We start from the raw sequence: 4,262 nt of genomic DNA, 5'->3' as shown, positions 1-4,262 counted from the left end.
TCATCAACATCAACCAGAACAAGATCATCAAGATCTTCTCGGTGGCCAGCGTGGCGCTGCTGCCGCCGACGCTGATCGCCAGCATCTACGGCATGAACTTCAAGTTCATGCCCGAGCTGGACTGGGCGGCGGGTTATCCGTTCGCGCTGGGCCTGATGCTGGCCTCGGCGCTGGGGCCGATGTGGTACTTCAGAAAGCGGGGCTGGCTGCGATGAACCAACAACCTCACTCGAAGGGCGCCTGCGGGCCGCGCGGCCGGGTCGGCCCGGCCGCGGCGGTCGCGCGCGCCGGCCAGCTGCTCGCCGCGGGCACGGCCCGGGCGGCCGGCGGGCACCATGCGGTGGACGACGCCGCGCTGCTGGAGCCCGGTCAATGCGAGCTGGAAGGCTGGGCGATCCGGCCGCAGGGTGGCGGCCGCACCTGGCACGCGGGCGCAGGCTGCCGGGTCGGGCCTGTCGAGCTGGGTCTGGCCGCCGAGCACGAGCGCGCTGGTGGCACCAGCACCACCAGCTGGCTGCCCTCGCTGAAGTGGGCCACGCCCCTGGGCGACCACCTCAGCGTCGGCGCATCACTCGGCCCCGTGTGGCAGGCCCGCGCGAAGCCCCGCTACCAGGGCACGGCCGCCATCGGCCTGCTCACCTGGAGCGTGCATGAGCGCCTCGCCCTCCACCTGAACGCGGGCCGGGCCCTGGCGCATCGCGGTCCCGACGAGCGCCTGCTCGGCGTATCGGCGGAATGGACGTCGCCCGCCGGCTGGTCGGCCGTGATCGAGCGCGACATCGCCGGTGACGCGCACCACCTGCGCGCCGGCCTGCGCTTCGCGGTGGCGGAGCAATGGAGCGTCGACTTCAGCCGTGTCCAGCGCGTGAGCGGGCCGGGTGCCTCGGGCTGGACGTTCGGGGTCACGCGCCTGCTGCAGCGCTGAGGCACGCCCTCAGGCGCTGCGCATCAGCAGCGCATCCACGATGGCCGCCGAGTGCCGGCTCGCCACCTGCTCGATGAACTGCACGAAGTCGCCGTGCGCGTCGTCATCGGCGCGGTCGGAGATGGTACGCACGGCCGCGAAGGGCACGCCGTAGTCGTGGCAGACCTGCGCGATGGCCGCGCCCTCCATCTCCACGCACAGCGCCTCCGGCAGCGCCTGCTGCAGGGCCTGGCTCTCGGTGGCGCTGGAGACGAAGCGGTCGCCGCTGGCGATCAACCCGCGGTGCACGCGCGTGCCGGGCAATGCGTGGCGCACTGCGGCGTCGAGCCGGTCCGTCAAGACCGCATCGGTGGCGAAGCGCGAGAGGCCGTAGAGCGGCACCTCGTAGCGCGGAAAGATCGGTGACGCATCCAGGTCGTGCTGCAGGAACTGGTCGGCCACCACCACGTCGCCACGCGCCACGCCCGGCGCGATGCCGCCGGCCACGCCGGTGAACACGATGCGCTGCACGCCGAAGCGCTCGATCAGCGCCGTGGCCGTGGTGGCCGCGGCCACCTTGCCGATGCGCGAGAGCACCACCACCACCTCGCGCCCGTGCAGGTGCCCGACCCAGAACTCGCGGCCCGCGGCCACCTGCTTGTGCTCGTCCGGCATGAGCGCGAGCACGGCCGCGAGCTCCTGGTGCATGGCGGAGACGATGGCGGTGGGCATGTGTAGACATTCTGGCACGGGCTACAGGCTGGCCGCACGGCGTCTGCGCACCCTCTTGCGACAGGCCATGGTGATGGACGCCGCTTGTGGGCGCCACCCCCCACAGGCAGAATCCCGCGCAGACCCCGATGCTCGCTCGACTCCTCTTCGGCCTCATCGCAGGCGCCATCGGCGCGCTCATCGTCGTCATGCTGGTCTGGAACGACGGCCCCCGGACGCATCTGACCTGGGCCGTCATTCAACTCTGTGCATTTGCGTGGGTCGGCGCCGTGCTGCTCGGCTTCGCACTGAGCCAGCTCCTGCAGGTCGCCTACGTGCGTGAGGATTGCCCGGTCGACCTGCAGCGCTGGGTCGCCATGACGATCCCTGAGCGAGAGCGCTGGCAGCGACGAAGCGACGCAGCGGAGAGGCTTTCTGCATCGCTCTTCGTCTGGCTCGTCGCGGGCCTGACGCTGATTCTCGACATTCGGTTGTCCAAGGCCTTGTGGCAGGCAGGCCCTGGGTCAGCGGCGGTCTGGGTCATGCTTGGGGCCAATGCGGCTGCGGTCTGGCTGCTGGTGGTCTGGCGGCGCAGGCCCGGCCGGCACGGGAACTGGCAGCAGGTGGGGCCGGGCCACTGGAGAGTGCGGGTTGACGTTGACGCGCCAGCGCGTGAGAACGCCGTCTACGGGCTGGTCTTGAGCCTTCTGCTCAGTCTGTTCGGGGGAACCATGGTCATCAAGGCAGGGGACCCGGCCGATGCGGTCTTCCCCGGCGTGCTGATCATGGCGAGCGCCGCCTTTGCGCTTTGGGCGGCGTGGACGCTCTGGTCACTGCGCGGTCCGCGCATGCGGCATCTGGAATTGGAGGTGGTCCGGTCCAGCGCAGACCCCGATGCAATGGACTGCCAGATCACACTGCCCACGCCCGTCAATCGTCGGTTCGCCACGAAGGACTGGCAGGCCCGGCTCACGGCAGAGAAGCTGGGGCGCTACATGCATGAGCGCTGGCTGGACAGCGTGGTACCCGCCCAGGTTCCACCGGGCACGACCCTGCTGGATTTCCGGCTGCGCGTGTCGCTGCCGCCGGAGATCCCGGAGGGCCCCTTCATCTGGACGCTGCATCTGGAGCGGCGGCGCAGTCGCAAGGTGATCCATGCGGTGGGATTGCCGCAGCAAGTGGTGTTTCCAGGGAGCATGCAGCCCGCCACTCGTGCGTCGGCACCCGTGCTGGAGAGCGCCCTGTGAAGGAGGATCGGAACGAGCTCGTCCGCCCAGTCGATGCGGAGCCGGAGAAGATGACCTGGAACCAGCGCGATGCCCAGATCATGCACGGCGTTGACCTGCTCTGGCGCGCGCTGCTGGGGCTGGTGGCGGGCTTGCTGGGCGTGTTGTTTGTGTTTGCGGCGCTGGACTCGACCGCGGAGGTCGTTCATCGGAACGGGTTGGCGAAGACCGTCGCGATGGACTTCCTTTTTGCGTGGGTGGCCGCCACATTGCTCGCATTCGCGGTAGGCCAGGCGCTTCAGCTGTTCTACGTCGGCGGTGACCAGGGCCATGACCAACGCCTCTGGTCGCGAATGACGCCGCAGGAGCGCGGTCGCTGGACAGAGAAGGAGAACTCGGCGGCAATGATGACATTCCGCCTGTTCGTCTTGCTGGTCACCGCGTTGACGCTGTTCGTGGACGTGGCCATCACCCGCCTCGCCTGGCGCGGTGACGGCATCTGGGGAGCCATCCTGGCCACGGTCGTGGCGAACCTCGCAGGTGCAGGGCTGTTGCTCTGGCTCTTCCGCCTGCTCCCGCGTCTGCGCATGCCAGCGCGCAGGGCGCCGATCGCCTGGGTCTCCGAAGGGCGCTGGCGCGTGGAGGTGGTCGATGACACGCGAGCGGTCGCATTCCTGTACCTGCTCGCCGGCGGGATCGGTACTGCATACTGCGGATGGCCACTGCTGATCGGCGAGGCTCGCGAGGCCGATCTCGCCGCCCTGGCCTTCTGGGGAGTGGCCTCGCTGGTCACCTTGCTGGGCGCCGTGTGGGCTGTTGCGCGGCCGCCTGCGCGCAGAGAGCCCATTCGCTGGCTGGAAATAATCCGGCCAACCGATACGCCGCTGGCACTCGAATGCCGGGCCGGCTTCCCGATCAAGGGGCCCGGTCAGCCAGCTACGGAATGGGTCGCCCGACTCGCCGCCTACTACAGCTACAGCCATGCCTTGCGAGACAGATATTCGACAAGCTGGGCAAGGTGGTTCGATGCCCCCACGCCTGCGCGCTTCGATCCGGGCACCGGCGAGTGGCGATTCAGCTTCCGGCTGCAGATTCCGGGCGATCCACCTGCAGACCACCTGATCTGGAAAGTGCAAATTGAGCGTGCGGGCGATCCCAATCCGGTGTGCACGTTCGACCTGCCAGAGCGGGTGGTCTACCCTGAGGAAACGGCCGCGGGATGAATCCCGCCACAGCGCGCTCAGTCGCTCACTTCTTGTCCCGCAGTTCCCGCCGCAGGATCTTGCCCACCGGCGTCTTGGGCAGCTCGGTGCGGAACTCCACCACCTTGGGCTGCTTGTAGCCGGTGAGGTTGGCGCGGCAGTACTCGCGCACCTTCTCCTCGGTGAGGCCGGGGTCCTTCTTCACGATGACCAGCTTCA

Annotated in this window: 5 protein-coding genes and 1 pseudogene; 4 read left to right on the top strand and 2 right to left on the bottom strand. The window is 68.9% G+C overall.

Annotated elements, in window-relative coordinates:
• Together ACE3T5_RS21260 and ACE3T5_RS21255 are read left to right on the top strand one after the other, a co-directional pair.
• Nucleotides 1–215, top strand: a 215-nt coding sequence (locus ACE3T5_RS21260) for a CorA family divalent cation transporter (protein WP_374670108.1), incomplete at its 5' end; no start/stop codon positions are given.
• Complete coding sequence (locus ACE3T5_RS21255) at nt 212–925, top strand: hypothetical protein (protein ID WP_374670107.1); 714 nt, start codon at nt 212–214, stop codon at nt 923–925. The genes ACE3T5_RS21260 and ACE3T5_RS21255, both read left to right, overlap by 4 nt.
• A 9-nt stretch (nt 926–934) precedes the next feature.
• Here the strand turns inward: ACE3T5_RS21255 and ACE3T5_RS21250 are convergent, their stop codons facing one another.
• Nucleotides 935–1,636 carry a 5'-methylthioadenosine/adenosylhomocysteine nucleosidase gene (locus ACE3T5_RS21250; RefSeq protein ID WP_374670106.1) on the bottom strand — a complete coding sequence of 234 codons (702 nt, stop codon included), beginning with the start codon at nt 1,634–1,636 and terminating at the stop codon, nt 935–937.
• A 128-nt stretch (nt 1,637–1,764) separates the two neighbouring features.
• Here ACE3T5_RS21250 and ACE3T5_RS21245 point away from each other — a divergent pair, with 128 nt between their 5' ends.
• Nucleotides 1,765–2,862 carry a hypothetical protein gene (locus tag ACE3T5_RS21245; RefSeq protein WP_374670105.1) on the top strand — a complete coding sequence of 366 codons (1,098 nt, stop codon included), beginning with the start codon at nt 1,765–1,767 and terminating at the stop codon, nt 2,860–2,862.
• Nucleotides 2,863–2,912: 50 nt separating this feature from the next.
• On the top strand, nt 2,913–4,064 hold the full coding sequence (locus ACE3T5_RS21240; protein WP_374670104.1) for a hypothetical protein: 1,152 nt from the start codon (nt 2,913–2,915) through the stop codon (nt 4,062–4,064).
• Nucleotides 4,065–4,089: 25 nt separating this feature from the next.
• Here the strand turns inward: ACE3T5_RS21240 and ACE3T5_RS21235 are convergent.
• Nucleotides 4,090–4,262, bottom strand: a pseudogene (locus tag ACE3T5_RS21235) (long-chain fatty acid--CoA ligase); the annotation flags it as partial.

This window comes from Ramlibacter sp., assembly GCF_041916345.1.
Taxonomy (GTDB): domain Bacteria; phylum Pseudomonadota; class Gammaproteobacteria; order Burkholderiales; family Burkholderiaceae_C; genus Ramlibacter.
This window is presented reverse-complemented; position numbering and strand designations above follow the sequence as displayed.

Excerpts from the sequence above, each read along its gene's own strand:
- ACE3T5_RS21255 (WP_374670107.1), top strand. The coding sequence starts at position 212 with ATGAACCAACAACCTCACTCGAAGGGCGCCTGCGGGCCGCGCGGCCGG.
- ACE3T5_RS21250 (WP_374670106.1), bottom strand. The coding sequence starts at position 1,636 with ATGCCCACCGCCATCGTCTCCGCCATGCACCAGGAGCTCGCGGCCGTG.
- ACE3T5_RS21245 (WP_374670105.1), top strand. The coding sequence starts at position 1,765 with ATGCTCGCTCGACTCCTCTTCGGCCTCATCGCAGGCGCCATCGGCGCG.
- ACE3T5_RS21240 (WP_374670104.1), top strand. The coding sequence starts at position 2,913 with ATGACCTGGAACCAGCGCGATGCCCAGATCATGCACGGCGTTGACCTG.